The following is a 15,408-nucleotide window of genomic DNA, read 5'->3' on the forward strand; positions in this document are numbered from 1 at the left end:
TCAGCTCAGCCAGTTTCAATTCCTCATAGGTAGGCTAAAAACCTTTTTTGCCATTTCTTCCTACCCCTCAATATCCAAGTTTCAATTCCTCATAGGTAGGCTAAAAACTAGAATGCCAATATTCAGTCATCAGATACTAGGGGGTTTCAATTCCTCATAGGTAGGCTAAAAACGCGGGAAACAATGATGGGACACTTGGCACTATGGGGGTTTCAATTCCTCATAGGTAGGCTAAAAACTTCTGCCACGTCTCCCAACCGCCTCACCTCCGCAGAAGTTTCAATTCCTCATAGGTAGGCTAAAAACGTGGAGCATACCGCTATATCTTTCGTAGTGCATACGGGTTTCAATTCCTCATAGGTAGGCTAAAAACGAAACAGGTTGAGTACATTATGAACCTGTACCCGGAGTTTCAATTCCTCATAGGTAGGCTAAAAACTAACCCAAACTCTACCATCCATTGGGCCAAATTCTGGGTTTCAATTCCTCATAGGTAGGCTAAAAACTTAATACCCCATTTAGTTAATGCACTTACGGCATCGATGTTTCAATTCCTCATAGGTAGGCTAAAAACGTTATAGCAACAAAATATATGTTATTTCCACTAACGTTTCAATTCCTCATAGGTAGGCTAAAAACTTTTTGACCGGTTCAACAGTTCTTTGGCATAAAGGAGTTTCAATTCCTCATAGGTAGGCTAAAAACTGTGTTTGTTGCAGGGTCATATTCTTCGTTTGTAGCGTTTCAATTCCTCATAGGTAGGCTAAAAACGCCGCCGTATCGTCAGTTGCTGATCCTCCAGTACGGGTTTCAATTCCTCATAGGTAGGCTAAAAACTTGGTGTAGAATCGTTTCCCTGGTGGCAGTGGATATTGTTTCAATTCCTCATAGGTAGGCTAAAAACAGGCTGGAGGGCATTGCGGGAGTATCTGACACCGTAGTTTCAATTCCTCATAGGTAGGCTAAAAACCGGAGACGCATATATTCATCCCAGCGAAACTGTCTGAGTTTCAATTCCTCATAGGTAGGCTAAAAACGTAGAAAATATGATGCACGAAGCAAAATGCGGCAACTGGTTTCAATTCCTCATAGGTAGGCTAAAAACGAGGCCGCCTATCACCAAGGAGGAAAGGCTTATATTGAGGTTTCAATTCCTCATAGGTAGGCTAAAAACGTAACTTCCGTGACGTATTTAAGGGCGGTTATGAAGTTTCAATTCCTCATAGGTAGGCTAAAAACATTATGTCGTTTAAGAAGTGTTTAATAGAGTTATTGGTTTCAATTCCTCATAGGTAGGCTAAAAACAATGAAGTTACAGCGGCTATACTTGATACGTTTGAGTTTCAATTCCTCATAGGTAGGCTAAAAACCAGGTTGCCGGTTGAACCGCCGGCTTCCATGAATAGTGTTTCAATTCCTCATAGGTAGGCTAAAAACGCAAAAATTCTTCGCCTGGTGCAAATCCCAGGCCATGTTTCAATTCCTCATAGGTAGGCTAAAAACTCCATCATGGAGGATATTCACGATATCAATGAGGCCATGTTTCAATTCCTCATAGGTAGGCTAAAAACTACAATATCGAACCCGCATCCAAAAGACATCATTCCGAAGTTTCAATTCCTCATAGGTAGGCTAAAAACCAATCACCCTGGCCGCCGGCGGCTGTGGCTTTCCACCGTGTTTCAATTCCTCATAGGTAGGCTAAAAACTTTCTGGCTAGCCCCGCTATTGGCAATGTCGGTTGCAGTTTCAATTCCTCATAGGTAGGCTAAAAACGCAGAAAATTGCCGAGGCCATCAAAGAAAAGGAGGAGTTTCAATTCCTCATAGGTAGGCTAAAAACTACAGAATACTCACCGTGCGAGCACCTTCCAACGGGTTTCAATTCCTCATAGGTAGGCTAAAAACGCAGCAGAGTTAGAGCAGACTTACCTTGGTGATCTCAAGTTTCAATTCCTCATAGGTAGGCTAAAAACTGCCTCTGTTGATGCCGCACAATCAGCGAGAAGGTGTTTCAATTCCTCATAGGTAGGCTAAAAACTCATCTTTGTACGTCGTTTCAATGACGGTGTATTTATTGTTTCAATTCCTCATAGGTAGGCTAAAAACGAAGCCATCGATGAAAAGGAGGAAAAGTAAATGTTGTTTCAATTCCTCATAGGTAGGCTAAAAACGAGGTGGGGAATATTGGGGGAAAGTGACGTAGCAGGTTTCAATTCCTCATAGGTAGCTAAAAACGAACACCTACTTTCTCGCCTGCTATAGATACTGTTGGGTTTCAATTCCTCATAGGTAGGCTAAAAACTTTTGCCGTGTTGCTCTATTTGGCCCTTAATGAGAACACGTTTCAATTCCTCATAGGTAGGCTAAAAACTGAAGTCAAGGGCCTCATTGAAGCGGCATTGCGAACATTGTTTCAATTCCTCATAGGTAGGCTAAAAACGCTATTATAACTGGTGACAGTGACTTTTTGCCAGCAAGTTTCAATTCCTCATAGGTAGCTAAAAACGCACCGAAGCCATTTACGCCAACATTGCTTCCAAGTAGTTTCAATTCCTCATAGGTAGGCTAAAAACAGATAATAGGTAGTATTAATTGCCGGGGCGGTGATGGTTTCAATTCCTCATAGGTAGGCTAAAAACCGCATACATGATTAATTTTGAAGCCAAAGGGAAATGTTTCAATTCCTCATAGGTAGGCTAAAAACGCCGAGTTGACCACGCTCACGGCCCTGGACCGGCGGGGTTTCAATTCCTCATAGGTAGGCTAAAAACTAAATGACCTTGACTTCAAAGTACTAGCAGCAGTCGGTTTCAATTCCTCATAGGTAGGCTAAAAACGTTCGAACTATCTGGTGACCAAAGATGGGCGAATTTTAGTTTCAATTCCTCATAGGTAGGCTAAAAACCGAGTGGCTGGCGGCCAGGGCCGCTGAACACGGCAGTTTCAATTCCTCATAGGTAGGCTAAAAACAGAGAATCATGGTAGATCACTTTATCACCTCCTCAGTTTCAATTCCTCATAGGTAGGCTAAAAACGCGCGACGCAGTCCTTTTTGAATTTTTATCAGCCAGTTTCAATTCCTCATAGGTAGGCTAAAAACTGACCTGCAGTATGACATTGAGGGATACGCAAATATGTTTCAATTCCTCATAGGTAGGCTAAAAACGGGCGATTATTTCACGTGAAAAACTTCTCCAGAAAAAAGTTTCAATTCCTCATAGGTAGGCTAAAAACGAAACATTAATGTTAACCGCTGTGGCTGCCACCACTGGTTTCAATTCCTCATAGGTAGGCTAAAAACGTTTTGCGTACATACTACTATCATTGCTTGCCATATGTTTCAATTCCTCATAGGTAGGCTAAAAACTGGTCACCTGTGCCTGTAGTGTCTTTGACTATAACGGTTTCAATTCCTCATAGGTAGGCTAAAAACTAATCTCCAACCGCAATGCCACTGGAACTTGCAACAGGTTTCAATTCCTCATAGGTAGGCTAAAAACGCATATCAAAAATATGAAAAATTGTTTGATCAGATTGTTTCAATTCCTCATAGGTAGGCTAAAAACTGTGTGAGTATAAGTTCCAGATGCTACCTGAATAGGTTTCAATTCCTCATAGGTAGGCTAAAAACTATTAATGAGGGAATAGTTGTTGGTAGATTACCTAGGTTTCAATTCCTCATAGGTAGGCTAAAAACATTTTTTTGTTGTTATCTTTCAGGTTCTAAGTATTTGTTTCAATTCCTCATAGGTAGGCTAAAAACTGGACCTGATTTATCCGGAATATGGAACGCTATCAAAAAGTTTCAATTCCTCATAGGTAGGCTAAAAACATTTTAAGTCAACTACGCCATTTGAGGCGTAGCTAAAAGTTTCAATTCCTCATAGGTAGGCTAAAAACGTGGTAACCTGCCAGAGCAATGCAGCGGTACCAGGGAGTTTCAATTCCTCATAGGTAGGCTAAAAACGTACTGCCTCAACAAGTTCTTTTACTCGCCAATCGAGGTTTCAATTCCTCATAGGTAGGCTAAAAACTTTGTGATGTCGACGGAGGAAAAAGTCTCAATATCGGTTTCAATTCCTCATAGGTAGGCTAAAAACAAAACCGGAAGATTGAAGCCCTGAAACTGATCTATGGGTTTCAATTCCTCATAGGTAGGCTAAAAACTCTGCCTGCGTCAACTAGCTGGGTGGCGGCTACCGGTTTCAATTCCTCATAGGTAGGCTAAAAACTCAAGCAGGCTGTTGAGGTGCTGAAAAGAAAGGGTGTTTCAATTCCTCATAGGTAGGCTAAAAACCTACACAGCTATGTGTGAGTTTGCCGTCGCCGATGAAGTTTCAATTCCTCATAGGTAGGCTAAAAACGCTAAAGAATGCGTAATAAAGGCAGGTGATTAAAAAGTTTCAATTCCTCATAGGTAGGCTAAAAACGCGGAAATCACTTCGGGGAAGTCAGGACGTTTCTCTGTTTCAATTCCTCATAGGTAGGCTAAAAACTTAAGCCAAAGTATGACCAAGTTATCCCGAAAAAGTTTCAATTCCTCATAGGTAGGCTAAAAACCCGTCAGAGTGCCCAAAAAATAAGGTTTTCATTTACAGGCCTAACCGGGTATTTGGTGTTAGCAATATTGAAAATCCATATGCCGCAAGGATTTTTTGTTTTCAGGTTGTCGTCGATCCCCGGGAACTTTTACGCTACCGGAGATCGACGACAACCACTCGTCATTTTTTTAAATTATATTTTCATACCCGCCTTTTTTCAACCCTATTATTTCCCTGGACGAATATTTTGTTGTACGCAGGTAGTAAAATATCACCGAGTCCTCATCTTGCCGGATTATCCGTTCAAGCTCCATTTTCAATTTTTTTAAGTTAGCCTCTGAAATCTCACCCTCAAGAACCGAGTTCTGAACCCAGTTAAGGTACTGGCGGCATTTTTTCAGGACCTTTGCCACTCTTTTCTGATTGACATCATATACCAGGATTACAAACAGTTAAGGCTCACCACCTTCTAGTTCTTTCCATTTTTCTTAACGTGCCCTATGTCTAGTTTTTAGAATAGGTTTACTTCAGTTGCTGTCACCACCGGGCAACAAAGGGAGTGTAAAGTTTTTCCCCCATCAGGTGCTTTTCCAGCTTATAGAGTTCCAGGCGGATTAGACGGCGATATGATACCGGGCGGCCAATTTCCCGGTGATTAATGGTTGTTTTCAGTTTGTTATCCAATTCCTCTGCAAAACACTTTTTCGCCTTATCTTTAAGCACGATGCCCTCGGTGCCACGGTCAAAATCACTCTTTGTAACCATCTTCTTACCTAACAATGAGAATATAAGACGATCAATGATGATGGGCTTAAAAATCTCTGATATATCAAGGTTTAAGGTAAACCGCCGGAAATTGGTGGCATGCAGAAAACCTATCCGGGGGTCCAGGTGTGTTTTGTAAATCTCACTCAAACAGATAGAATACATTATAGAGTTGCCAAAGCTGATCAGTGTATTTAAATAATTTTTGGGAGGACGTCTGGTACGTTCCTGAAAAATAAAATCGGGGTCGCCAATGATGGCATCAAAGGCACGGTAGTAATGGTCGCGTATATTTCCCTCTATGGCCATTAATGCAGAGGTGTCCCCGCAGTCATCCACCGTGGGAAGAAGTTTTTCCACTGCATTAAGTGGTTCCCCCACGTCTTTCTCCCGTCCATGATAGTATTTTAGGACCTGGCGAATGTTTTTGCCTGCCCCGTGGACAAACTCCCTGGCAATAGCCAAACGCCGTTGTTTGTCCAGGTAATGTTCCGACTGTCGCAGTATCATGTATCCGGAGTTTAAATGTTCCCTGGGGTAGAAAGTGCCCATATAATAACCGTAATGACTAAAGTAGTGGAGAATAATTTCTTTCTGCGAGAGGAACTCCAGAAACTTTTTATTAATTTGCACTTCCCCGAATACCATGATCTCTCCGGTATCTTCAACGGGAATAAACCGCCGCCCGCTTTCCGATTCAAAATACAGGGTATTGTCTTTTCTATGCAGTTCACCATTGGAGAAAATATATAAGGTCTTTTTCAAAGGAATCCCCCTTACACCTATGACCAGCAGAACTCGGCATAAGCGCATTTTTTACAAAATTGTATCTTCCGGGGCTGCGGCGGTTTCTCCATATAAACGATGTGCAGAATCTCCCGCCGCACTTTATCCAGTTCCTGCTCCGTCCGTTCGTCCAAAATGACTTCTTCCCGGACTTTCTCCTTGGGGAACCTTAGTTCGCCGCGCGCCATAATGCCCCTTTCTTTCAATTCACTTAAATAAAAGGCCAGTTGCATCCGGGCGATTTCTTTATATTTGGAGCTTTTCTTAACTTCGCCTATTACCATTTTACCGTTTTCAGTATGAAAAACATCTATTTTGCTGTTGCCTACACTGATCTCCTTTTTCTCCCGCTGATAAGTATTTTCACCGATAAACCGTCCCAGAACCACATTATCGTCATCCTGGTCGGGGTTGATCTGATGGCTGATGAGCCATACCTCGCGCGGGCATATATAGTAGTACCATACCAGCGTACCGCTTACGCCTAGGTCTCTTTCTGACACGGTACATCAACTCCCCATACCATAATCCGATAACAACAAAGGGACAACCAAACGGATAAATTCATGGATATTATCAACCATCTTTAATTCTTCTGCCCGTTCTTTAAACAAGTCGCCTTCAATCATCAATTATTACCGCACCTGATACGGCGTCATCAGGCGGAACAAATCCCAATACTGCGTCATATAAACCGGTATTCATCCCGTCCCGTGTCATAAGATACGCATGACCACCAAATACTTCACCAAACGGTTCCAGAGTATCCTGGGTAGCAATCTCCGTCATTGCACTCCTGCACGCTCGAATATATTTTTCGGGAATACTGATCATATATTGTTGAAGCTCCCGGAACAGTTGCTTTTGTTCATGGCGTTCCTCTAGAGACCATTGTCTGTTCTGTAACTGTTCCAATATCTTCCGTACTTCCCCGCTCTGTTCGATAATTACATCTGCTTCTCTGTATTTTTGTTTGTCAATCAACGGAGGAACTTCATTCCATTTTCCCGAGGACAAGTTCTTATAAATCGGCACGGAACGTAAAGCATCAAGGATCTTAGTATAATATGTGTCAATAAGGCGAACAACTTCATTTTCTCCGAATTCACGATCGCGGGGCAATGTTTCACTTGTGGCAAATAAAAGAATATCGTCATAGACCGCTTTAGCAATGGTTCTGCTCCTGTTCATTAACTCCGCAACCATCACTTTCCCTGGCTGCAGGCATTTCAAATGCCGGTTGCAACGCCCCGCCACTTGCACAATACTGTCTAAAGGACCCATATCCCGGAAAACCCAGTCAAAATCAAGATCAACGCCTGCTTCAACAACCTGTGTTGAAATCAAATATCTCTGGATATTTTGTTCTTCCAATTGACGTAATTGGGCAAGGACTTTCTTTCTATGCCACGGCGTCATCCACGCACTCAAAAATAACATAGGCGCATCAGTTATAACAGCCTTCAGCGCTTCATAGGCTTTGATCGCCGCCCGTTTCGTATTTAATACAACGAGCCCGGAACCTTGTGTTACAGGTAAATTGTCACATAACAAATCACACAGCTCATCAAATTCGTACTTTTTGCTTTTAACCAGATAGCGGTGCCGTTCAAAGGGTCTTGACAAATCACGGGGAGCTAACTCGGCAGCCGCATTTATATGGGGCTGGGTCGCCGTCATAAATAAAAAGGTAGTTCCCAACTTTTCGCTCAGATAGTTTAAAGTATCAGATAAGCCTCCCCACAAGTTGGGAGAAATACTTTGCGGTTCGTCCAGTATGACTACGGCGCGGCTCAGTTTATGAAAATTCATGGTTTTGTTGGCTTTTGTATTAAATAACGCTTCCCACAGTTGCACCATGGTTGTTACTACTACCGCTCACGCCAATACCGAAATAAACTCAGCATTCTCTGCCAAAATGCATCCTTAACATTACCAAAATCATCTTCCTGGCCCCCGGCATAAGCAAGACTATGGTCTTCCTGTACCGCCGCACCGAATACCTTTTTGGCCACCGCCGCATTCTGCTCGACAACACTGATAAAGGGCAATGCATATATGATCGCCCGGTACTTGAACTTATCTGCCCATGTACGGGCTATCTCCAATCCCAGCAGCGTTTTTCCCGCTCCGGTGGGTAATGTTAAAGTATATACCCCCGGTTTTTCGATTTTTTCCGCCTGCTTGATGCATATTTGCCTTGTCTTTTCCCGCCATTGTCCTAATGCTGTTTGGGCTTTAAACGATAACGGCATAAAAGCAGGCACGGCTGCACTAGAAAAATCGCGAATCCCCAGGGCTTCCATCCTGTCAGCGGCTATGAGCACGGAATAAAGCAGCCGCAGCTTGAGCCATTCATCAATGCTTACATCCGGCCCGTCAGATAACAGGTTGTCAAGTTCTTTCCATTTCCCTTTGGTAAGGGGCAGTGGCCACTCCGGCAAGAAACGGCACAGCCTATTATTAATTTTATCTTCCGCGGCCCCGTCCGGCAGCCAGTCTTCTTCCAGGTCATCCACATCGCGCAGGCATGTATGATGCCTGCGGACGCTTCCGCCGCCCACAGGTCATGGGTTAACAAATAGGTAAACCACGCGGAGGGTTCCGCATGATTAACACCAGGGCCTTTTTTATCCAGATAGGCCTGGAAATCAGGGTGCGCCTTCCCCAGGTCATGGGTTATTGCTATCTGCTTGAGCAAACTCTTGTTTACAGGCAATTCGTATGTTTCCGCCAACCGCTCGCTGATGGCAGCCACACCATTCAGATGAGCGGCGAGTTTTTTATGAGGATGGCTCCGCAGATCACCATGCAGGAAACCAAGCGACAATATCTTCTCCGCACCGTGTGACATCCAACTCCCCCCGTTTAATAAGCCGCAATTTTTTAGCCGGGTCTGTCTGATAAAGGATTGGCAATGTCTCAACCAGGGATCTGTCCTGCGTCAGACGGTAAGGAATCCGTTCCCGGAACGCACCGCCCGAGCTTAATATATCTACTTCCAGATTGTTCATATATGGCACCACTGTCGACACATCTGCCTGTTCCAGCACCACCGGCCCCCATGGATAATGCCCGCAGTATTTGATGTCTGCCACTGCGTAAGCAACACCCAGGTACGGCGTATAAACAAAGGTGCCCCGGGACAAATGTTTTTTTAATTCTTCTTCAACACCGCCATGCACGTAAAAACGATACCGCGGTCGGCTGATGAACTGGTGCTTAACCTGGATATGCGGGTTTTTCTGCGGTTCTTTTACATTCCAGAAATTAATCGTCTCCGAACGCCATTTCAACGGCGCAAGCATTTGTATGGCAATACGAGTCCCCTGTAAATATTGCCAGTATTGGGCGGCAAATCCCCGTTCCTGGCAGCCGTTAACCAGACCGGTAATGGCTGCCAGCAACCCGGCCACAGCAGTTGGGGTCGGTAACGGATAGGAAACCGACGAGGTGGTGGTGTACGGTCGGCGGAACATGGCAATGGCTGCGGAAGCCTCAAAGACCGTCGCCATATTCTCACTCCTCTTTTTTGATTTTATCGCCAAGTTCCTGTTGTAGTTCGTCCAGCCCGATAATCTCCAGGTCAGCATCTTTGCGGATATTTACCAGCGCGATATCATCTTTCACACCTTTAATTCTCTCTACCAAAAGGGAAATATCCAACCGGCAGTCACGTACGCTGCGAATGGCAAATTCTTCGTCCCTGCTAAAATTGCCCGCTTCTGTGCCTTCTGCTTTGCTTAAGCAAACCTTTTCATCCAGAGAACCAAGGGCCCCCTGGAAACCTTCGCTGTATACGATTTCCAACAGTAAACGCGGGATATGGCCAACCTTGCTTCGCGTAATAAGGTTTACAGTACCGTCCCATAAAGCAGCTTTTAAATCCCTTAAGTCTGCGTCCGTTGCTCCTGTTGTTTGGGCGGCATTTTGATTGGCAATACCATAAACTGCTATTAACGCAAAGGGTACGATATATTCATTCCGGAAAGAACGCTGGTCGCTTTCGTCTTTGGTGGCAAAGGCCGCCGTCCCTTGAATTAATTCCGGTTTCACCCGGTGCAGTGAGCGTCCCCATTTGAATTGGACCGGGCCAACCCATGAAAAAGACTTTCCTTCTACCGGATAGGTAACACCGAACAGCCGCGTATCAATACAACCGGCGCATATTTTTTTCCCTTCCTTTACCTTTAGCTTTTCCTGCAGCTCCTCAATTTTCTTTTTAGCAGTTTTGGCTTCGCCGTCCACAAATACGTCTTTTCCGTCTCTGACCCACTGGTCCCGCACAGTCCGTTTGATCCTTACGTCCGAAACCAGCACTTGCCCCGTTTCCTCATCATACCTGGGGTGATTGGCATTGAGCGGATCACCGTTGGGATTGGCATCCTTTACACTGTAAACAAACAAATATTCCCGTCTTTGTTTAAAGGTCATAACAATTAACCTCCTCTGCTCTATTAATTCCCTTCGTCATTTTCCCCATGCTGTTTACCAAAAATCGTCCAGAAATACTCCCTTGCATTCATGAAGGCGGTGGCAAAAGCAAAATTACCGTCAACCCCCAGTTCAAACCCTTCATCCTGCAAAATAAGTTCACCGGCATAGGCAGCCAATTTCCTGATTAAATCTTTGTAATTCAAGTCATAGGCCTTTACCAGTTCCGGCACCCTGGCCAGATGGCGCTTGAGATCCCGGCGCTTCATCCGTCCAAAGGTCATCTGCTTAAAAAGGGGCGCTCCGTCAATGCTCCCGTCCTTTGTCTGCCCCCTCGCCACCATGCCGAGAACCACCCCTGCCAGGAAGGCTCCCTGCCCGGCGGGGGTCTGCATCACCGGATCGGCAAACTTGGCCAAGAAATCCAGCTTCATAAACTCACCTCCCATTTGCTTTTGTTAAAAAGTCAACCAGAGCAACCATATTTTTAACTTCATGGCGGCCAAATCTTTTTACCCAGTCCCGGTCCGCAAATAAACCGGGAAACCGGGATACCATCAAGGTTTTCAAACAATACACATCCACCTGCTGGCCACCTAACAGTTTTCCCATTGTTTGCACCCACTTGTCCCGCATTATTTTTTTATCTTCATCCCTTTTCCCCGCCAGACTCAGCAAAACCCTGTACAAAAGCTTGAAAAGACCGTCCAGGGCACCTGTCTCCCTATCATCTTCATTAACGGACAGATGCACATTTATTGTTTCCTGCCACAATTTAAGGAGTTTCCTTAACCGTGACGGCGGCACATCTTCAACGAGCAGGTGCACCCGCTCTTGCCTTTGGTTCTGTTCCCAGAAGAAGAAATGATAGACCAGCCCGTCGCCCTGTTCGGCCAATTTATTGAACCTTTTTTCTTCCGTCTTGATCCCCTTGTGTAAAAACTCCTCCGTTTTATCGGCAATCTTTTTCAGGTTGGCTATGCCAAATAACAGTTCAGGTACCACGTCAATATGCAGCCCCGCCACTGTTTGGGAATCGCGAAAACTTTCCTTTATTTTTTCCTTGCCGTCGCAAACCAGGGAAAAACAATGTTGACACACCGGATACACTTTTTCTTTGGACCCTGGAATGTCCCTGGCTCCAGGTAAAAAGCCGGGTTTGTCAAAGGTGGCGAAGGTAAACAGCTTGTCCACAGTAATAGCTGCAGCAGCCTGGCCGCCACATACAGCGCAAAAACAGGTCTTATCTACTTTGGCCACACCACCTGCGACCATATGGTCAGAAAGCTTTTTTTCGAAATACCGCCGAAAGGCGGCTACTTCTCCCGGATAAAGGAAACGCCCATTATCGTTTACACCGAATATCAGTATATAAGAGCGTTTTCTGTCTGACCAAAGGGATACGATATCGTCAACCCGGTCAATCAGATATTGCATAATGGTATTCACCGCTCCCGGCGTAAATGCTTTTTCTTCTTCAAAGGCGTCAAGCATGGCGTTTTTCAGTTTTAAGTAGCGGTTGTCTTTGATTTCCTTTGTTACTTGCTTGGATAAAAAACCAGGTTGTGTTCCCCGTAACCAGGCCAGCATTTCTTGGCGGGCCGCCTCACCCCCTTTTCCCATCAGTTCCTTCTGTCCGTCAGACATGGCTGTTCCCAATTTATACACCGGGGAAAACTTCCAGCTGGTATTTGATCCCACCGGCTCGCGGTATAAATATTTTTCTTTCTCCACCCGGGGATATTCAACAAGATCAATTTTTGCTATCCCTAAAACCTTTAATACATCCGCATCTTTGTCATCAACTGACAACCAAATTCGTATTTCCCGTCCGCTTTTCTTTGCGTCGGCCATAACAGGAAGAGGCAACTGTAGATAGCTGCTAATATCGTTGTCTTTTGAAACATCTTTCGCTGTCCCTTTAACCATTAATCCCAAGTCGCGTACCGCATGAATAAATCCCATAAACTTATCACCCCCCACTGAACTGCCAAGACCTGACTGTTGCCATAGCCTGCCGGTAATGGCTTTGACCTACTCATCGTATGATAATCCTCTGTCCTCCCTGGCCAGCTGTAAGAACCACTCCTTTGTAGCAGCCTTCATAAACCACTTAAAATTCTCGTCTCCACCTTCCTTTGCTTCTTTCGTCAACCTGGGATAGTGCACCGGAAGCTCATCTATGGGACTGCCAAAAATGGATTTTAAATCACAAATATTCTCCAGTTCAGAAAAGTCTTTACCAAAGGCCTCCTTGCAGGTTTCTTTAAATTTGTCAATATACCCATCCAGGTCGACTTCCTGTGCTCCGGAATTAGTTAAGCCGGCATATCTCTTTTGAAAATTAAAGGTTTTACAGGACTCAATTGATATTCTTACACTGCCCAGACCCAGCGGTTTGCCGTAACCCAGCCTGTGAAACAGACCTTCTTCCAGCTGGATACTCCAGGCAAGGGCCCCTAATTCTTCTTCGGTAAGGTTCTCAAAGCGGACTAAAAAGCTAAACCGGCTGCCCGGCTTCACAGGATCTTTTATTGTCCGGTTACGCTTGTTGTCAGATGATCCTTTTTGCCACTGAAACCTGCTGTGATGGCGGTAAAACTTTCTCCCCCGAAGTTTCAGGGTCTGTTGATAGCCATCCCTTTTATTAATGTAACGAGCCTTCCCTTCGCTGTCAGCAAGGTAAAAGAAAGTGGCAGTGGGCTTGGGCGATGCCAGCTCCGCCAGCGTAACCATGTCTTCTGTTCTATTTTTACCAACAAGTTTTCCATCACTTACTTCCACCCTGCCGGCGTATGAGGCAAATCCTTTGTCATCTGAGGTCGATGGTTTCACCCAACCAAAAAGACGACAAGCTGGGCACAGTTTTTCATATCTGCCGCATGGACGCAAGTATTCAGGCAACAGTTCCCCTGTACTTGCCTTAAACAGCCGGCGGCTAATCTGGACAGGAACCATGTACTTAACCTCATTCCCACTAACTCCGGCATATACAAGGTCTCCCGGTTTTAATTCTTTCGAAGCATAGATGAAATTGCTCAGCGCAATCTCGGTTTTATCCTTTTCTCCCCGGGAACACCCACCGTCAGAGTCTTTTAATTGTTCCTCATGCCTTTTCTGATATTCACCCACTATTCTTTCGTAATCCTCACGGACTTGTCCTGGCAATTCAATTAACTCCGCCTCCCCGAAGAAAAACCGCTCATCATGCTTGTTCTCAGCATTTTGCCCGGAGATAAACAGCCAACCCTTTTCTATAATAATTAGTTCATTGCTCTTGTACTGTTCAGAACACTGTCGTGCTTCATTTTCATCCCTGAAAAGATTTTTCACTTTCCAGTAAGAAATTGGTTTATTGGCATGTTTTTTCGGCTCTAAAAGGGCCCAGACTTTATCCCCGTGATTGAAGCCATCCGTATCAACCTTCGTTTCTGATGGAGCCGTTTTACTTTGCTTTTTCGGGTCATATTTACTTATCCAGGCAGCAAGCTGCATGTTTTTATGATTTTTAACTGACCTTCCCTTCAGTAGTTGCAGTTTCCAACTGACATCCTCTTGGATCACCCTGGCCGGAATCAGATCTTTTGCCTCTTGCGCCTCCATACGGCGGCTATACAGTTTGTCAGCAAAGACGGCAAAACAGGAATTGGTCGCAGCCTCATAAACATTCCTGATCATTCCCCGCAGGCTGGAGCCGGGAATAAAGGGTTTATCCCACCTTTTAATAAAACTATAGACTCCATGCCCGCCGGCTACTTCACCGGGTCTACCTTCACTAATAAACAACGGCGTTACTACTTCCAGTGTACAAGCCATATAACCCGTTAATCCGCTATAAACGGCATGGGAAGGCGGGGTTTGGTGTTTAAAAAAGGGGTGTTCCACCTCCGGCAGGGGAGAAACAAAATTGTAAGGGTTAAAAAAATGCCGGCTTTTTTCTTTTTGCTCGCTAACAAGTTTTAACTTTTTCGCTCTTTTTTTACCGTCATTTTCAGCAGCAAGCACAAACTCCACCTCCAGTCCTTTCGCAGGTGCAAAACCTTTGACCTCAGAAAGTCGAAAATAATAATCCTGACCTTGGGTCGTAATAAAGCCGTAATTTTTCTCCATCTTGATAAACTTAATTTTCCCTCTCATCCGCTTCCCACTCCTCCAGTGAATAGTACCAGGCAAACTGCGGACGGCCAAAATAGGTGTAAATCCTGGTCTTGATAACCGCTCGTTTTTTGTTCGTATGCTCCCCCAGCGGATAAACCAGCCGGGCGGCTGCAAACCTACCGTCATAGTACCTGTCTCCCCGTTTCTCTCCCCAGAGGAGCAAGGTTTCATCGTGCCGGCAGAGGTGCTGTATCCCTGTTTCTGCCCAAAAATCGCGAAGTTGATATCTACGGTCAAATTTGCTGCCGGCAGGGCCGATAAAACGCCACCTGTACGCATCATCTTCTCTTCTTAATTCCAGGTCCCCTCCTGGTCCAAACAGCCTTAACCGCTCAAGATATTTCAGCTCCGGCAATTGTTCTTTTAATATCTCGCAACGGTCCGGATGCTCACCAATGGACCATAGCAAGCCGCCGGGCGTAATCTTCAAAAAATCAGGTAATATTTCAGTTTTTATCCTGCCACCGAAAATGGCTATATGGTCTTTTGTACAAACTGATAACACCAGGGTTTTCATTTTACACCCTCCCCTGCCAGTTCCAAAAGCCTGGTATGGAATTTTTCAACCTGCCGCTGAGCTTCAGGTGATTGCATAAATTTTTTAAAATTATATTCTCTGACTGTCAGAGCACCGGAATAGCGTTCTGTTCCTTCGGAAAATAAACTGCTTTTAACCATTACCTTTCCTTCACTTATTGCCGCCTTGCCCAACCCTTTTGCCC

15 protein-coding genes and 1 CRISPR repeat array are annotated in these 15,408 nt (G+C 44.8%); of the genes, 1 reads left to right on the top strand and 14 read right to left on the bottom strand.

From position 1 onward, the window contains the following. The first annotated feature begins 12 nt into the window (after positions 1–12). Positions 13–4,562: a CRISPR direct-repeat array (repeat unit 30 nt; unit sequence GTTTCAATTCCTCATAGGTAGGCTAAAAAC). A gap of 169 nt (positions 4,563–4,731) precedes the next feature. The 7 genes from cas2 to P378_RS23890 all read right to left on the bottom strand — a co-directional run bounded on the left by cas2 (position 4,732) and on the right by P378_RS23890 (position 8,813). Beyond that, on the bottom strand, positions 4,732–4,995 hold the full coding sequence (cas2, locus tag P378_RS01665) for a CRISPR-associated endonuclease Cas2 (protein WP_099082050.1): 264 nt from the start codon (positions 4,993–4,995) through the stop codon (positions 4,732–4,734). 85 nt (positions 4,996–5,080) lie between these two features. Next, complete coding sequence (cas1b, locus tag P378_RS01670) at positions 5,081–6,073, bottom strand: type I-B CRISPR-associated endonuclease Cas1b (protein ID WP_099082051.1); 993 nt, start codon at positions 6,071–6,073, stop codon at positions 5,081–5,083. Positions 6,074–6,090: 17 nt separating this feature from the next. After that, entirely contained in the window at positions 6,091–6,597 is a 507-nt protein-coding gene (gene cas4, locus P378_RS01675) for a CRISPR-associated protein Cas4 (protein WP_099082052.1), read from the bottom strand. Positions 6,598–6,603: 6 nt separating this feature from the next. Then, entirely contained in the window at positions 6,604–6,726 is a 123-nt protein-coding gene (locus P378_RS22675; protein ID WP_274378619.1) for a hypothetical protein, read from the bottom strand. Beyond that, on the bottom strand, positions 6,716–7,954 hold the full coding sequence (locus P378_RS01680; RefSeq protein ID WP_099082053.1) for a CRISPR-associated helicase/endonuclease Cas3: 1,239 nt from the start codon (positions 7,952–7,954) through the stop codon (positions 6,716–6,718). The genes P378_RS22675 and P378_RS01680 overlap by 11 nt, the downstream gene beginning before the upstream one ends. Before the next feature lie 11 nt (positions 7,955–7,965). Further along, positions 7,966–8,400 carry a DEAD/DEAH box helicase family protein gene (locus tag P378_RS23885; RefSeq protein ID WP_420795960.1) on the bottom strand — a complete coding sequence of 145 codons (435 nt, stop codon included), beginning with the start codon at positions 8,398–8,400 and terminating at the stop codon, positions 7,966–7,968. 59 nt (positions 8,401–8,459) lie between these two features. Next, on the bottom strand, positions 8,460–8,813 hold the full coding sequence (locus P378_RS23890; protein ID WP_420795961.1) for a CRISPR-associated endonuclease Cas3'': 354 nt from the start codon (positions 8,811–8,813) through the stop codon (positions 8,460–8,462). On the opposite strand from P378_RS23890, the gene P378_RS20520 reads away from it, so the two are divergent. After that, the gene (locus P378_RS20520) at positions 8,703–8,945 is read left to right on the top strand and encodes a hypothetical protein (RefSeq protein WP_238472741.1); all 243 of its coding nucleotides are present in this window, start codon (positions 8,703–8,705) and stop codon (positions 8,943–8,945) included. The two genes, P378_RS23890 and P378_RS20520, sit on opposite strands and share 111 nt — an antisense overlap. Here P378_RS20520 and cas5b read toward each other — a convergent pair. The 7 genes from cas5b to P378_RS01720 form a co-directional block, all read right to left on the bottom strand. Beyond that, entirely contained in the window at positions 8,899–9,609 is a 711-nt protein-coding gene (cas5b, locus tag P378_RS01695; RefSeq protein WP_099082056.1) for a type I-B CRISPR-associated protein Cas5b, read from the bottom strand. The genes P378_RS20520 and cas5b overlap by 47 nt on opposite strands. A gap of 4 nt (positions 9,610–9,613) precedes the next feature. Beyond that, complete coding sequence (gene cas7b / locus P378_RS01700; protein WP_099082057.1) at positions 9,614–10,528, bottom strand: type I-B CRISPR-associated protein Cas7/Csh2; 915 nt, start codon at positions 10,526–10,528, stop codon at positions 9,614–9,616. Positions 10,529–10,551: 23 nt separating this feature from the next. Then, on the bottom strand, positions 10,552–10,962 hold the full coding sequence (locus tag P378_RS22680) for a TM1802 family CRISPR-associated protein (RefSeq protein ID WP_099082058.1): 411 nt from the start codon (positions 10,960–10,962) through the stop codon (positions 10,552–10,554). 4 nt (positions 10,963–10,966) lie between these two features. After that, positions 10,967–12,493 carry a TM1802 family CRISPR-associated protein gene (locus P378_RS01710; RefSeq protein ID WP_099082059.1) on the bottom strand — a complete coding sequence of 509 codons (1,527 nt, stop codon included), beginning with the start codon at positions 12,491–12,493 and terminating at the stop codon, positions 10,967–10,969. Between the two features lie 69 nt (positions 12,494–12,562). Next, the gene (locus P378_RS01715; protein WP_180260927.1) at positions 12,563–14,665 is read right to left on the bottom strand and encodes a TIGR03986 family type III CRISPR-associated RAMP protein; all 2,103 of its coding nucleotides are present in this window, start codon (positions 14,663–14,665) and stop codon (positions 12,563–12,565) included. Next, positions 14,649–15,203, bottom strand: coding sequence for a hypothetical protein (locus P378_RS19250; RefSeq protein WP_180260928.1), 555 nt, complete (start codon positions 15,201–15,203; stop codon positions 14,649–14,651). Before P378_RS19250 ends, P378_RS01715 begins: the two co-directional genes overlap by 17 nt. Then, positions 15,200–15,397 (bottom strand): hypothetical protein, encoded by a 198-nt coding sequence (locus P378_RS01720; protein WP_099082061.1) that lies wholly within the window; start codon positions 15,395–15,397, stop codon positions 15,200–15,202. Before P378_RS01720 ends, P378_RS19250 begins: the two co-directional genes overlap by 4 nt. Positions 15,398–15,408: the final 11 nt, after the last annotated feature.

This window comes from Desulforamulus profundi (assembly GCF_002607855.1).

What these genes read in the sequence shown, in the direction of transcription:
- P378_RS23885 (WP_420795960.1), bottom strand. Translation starts at nt 8,400, where the DNA reads ATGGAAGCCCTGGGGATTCGCGATTTTTCTAGTGCAGCCGTGCCTGCT.
- cas7b (WP_099082057.1), bottom strand. Translation starts at nt 10,528, where the DNA reads ATGACCTTTAAACAAAGACGGGAATATTTGTTTGTTTACAGTGTAAAG.
- P378_RS01680 (WP_099082053.1), bottom strand. Translation starts at nt 7,954, where the DNA reads ATGGTGCAACTGTGGGAAGCGTTATTTAATACAAAAGCCAACAAAACC.
- P378_RS19250 (WP_180260928.1), bottom strand. Translation starts at nt 15,203, where the DNA reads ATGAAAACCCTGGTGTTATCAGTTTGTACAAAAGACCATATAGCCATT.
- P378_RS22680 (WP_099082058.1), bottom strand. Translation starts at nt 10,962, where the DNA reads ATGAAGCTGGATTTCTTGGCCAAGTTTGCCGATCCGGTGATGCAGACC.
- cas5b (WP_099082056.1), bottom strand. Translation starts at nt 9,609, where the DNA reads ATGGCGACGGTCTTTGAGGCTTCCGCAGCCATTGCCATGTTCCGCCGA.
- P378_RS01710 (WP_099082059.1), bottom strand. Translation starts at nt 12,493, where the DNA reads ATGGGATTTATTCATGCGGTACGCGACTTGGGATTAATGGTTAAAGGG.
- P378_RS20520 (WP_238472741.1), top strand. Translation starts at nt 8,703, where the DNA reads ATGATTAACACCAGGGCCTTTTTTATCCAGATAGGCCTGGAAATCAGG.
- P378_RS01715 (WP_180260927.1), bottom strand. Translation starts at nt 14,665, where the DNA reads ATGAGAGGGAAAATTAAGTTTATCAAGATGGAGAAAAATTACGGCTTT.